Source organism: Nocardia sp. NPDC056000 (assembly GCF_042269265.1).
Lineage (GTDB): Bacteria > Actinomycetota > Actinomycetes > Mycobacteriales > Mycobacteriaceae > Nocardia.
The window spans coordinates 1-1,297 of the sequence record NZ_JBHJXS010000037.1 but is presented as its reverse complement, the minus strand read 5'-3'; the positions used below and the strand labels follow the sequence as shown (position 1 = coordinate 1,297).

At 55.8% G+C, this 1,297-nt stretch carries 1 rRNA gene; it reads right to left on the bottom strand.

Features of this window, described 5'->3' with window-relative positions:
• Positions 1–1,297 (bottom strand): 23S ribosomal RNA (locus tag ACFC4D_RS46400); the annotation flags it as partial.

Here is a 1,297-nt window from a genome sequence, read left to right as displayed (position 1 = left end):
CTTGGGACCTACTACAGCCCCAGGATGCGATGAGCCGACATCGAGGTGCCAAACCTCCCCGTCGATGTGGACTCTTGGGGGAGATAAGCCTGTTATCCCCGGGGTAGCTTTTATCCGTTGAGCGATGGCCCTTCCATGCGGAACCACCGGATCACTAAGCCCGACTTTCGTCCCTGCTCGACTTGTAGGTCTCGCAGTCAAGCTCCCTTGTGCCTTTACACTCTGCGAATGATTTCCAACCATTCTGAGGGAACCTTTGGGCGCCTCCGTTACCTTTTAGGAGGCGACCGCCCCAGTCAAACTGCCCACCTGACACTGTCTCCCACCCCGATTCAGGGGTGCGGGTTAGAATTTCAATACAGCCAGGGTAGTATCCCACCGACGCCTCCACCGAAGCTGGCGCTCCGGCTTCAAAGGCTCCTACCTATCCTGTACAAGCTGTACCAAAATTCAATATCAGGCTGCAGTAAAGCTCCACGGGGTCTTTCCGTCCTGTCGCGGGTAACCTGCATCTTCACAGGTACTATAATTTCACCGAGTCTCTCGTTGAGACAGTGCCCAGATCGTTGCGCCTTTCGTGCGGGTCAGAACTTACCTGACAAGGAATTTCGCTACCTTAGGACCGTTATAGTTACGGCCGCCGTTTACTGGGGCTTCAATTCAAAGCTTCGTGATGCCACTAACCTCTCCTCTTAACCTTCCAGCACCGGGCAGGCGTCAGCCCCTATACTTCGCCTTACGGCTTCGCAGAGACCTGTGTTTTTGCTAAACAGTCGCCTGGGCCTATTCACTGCGGCTCTCTCGGGCTTGCACCCTAACAGAGCACCCCTTCTCCCGAAGTTACGGGGTCATTTTGCCGAGTTCCTTAACGAGAGTTCTCTCGCTCACCTTAGGATTCTCTCCTCGCCTACCTGTGTCGGTTTGCGGTACGGGCACCTTTCACCTCGCTAGAGGCTTTTCTTGGCAGTGTGGAATCAGGAACTTCGCTACTATATTTCGCTCGCCATCACAGCTCAGCCTTACGGGAAACGGATTTGCCTATTTCCCAGCCTAACTGCTTGGACGCGGATATCCAATACCGCGCTTGCCCTATCCTCCTGCGTCCCCCCATTGCTCAAACGGTGAAGAGGTGGTACAGGAATATCAACCTGTTGTCCATCGCCTACGCCTGTCGGCCTCGGCTTAGGTCCTGACTAACCCTGAGCGGACGAGCGTCCTCACCGACGCGGGCTATCAGCTCGAACCGATCCTGTTCGGATTGGGCGCGTGGGGTGCGCGCTGGACCTTCGGCGAACCG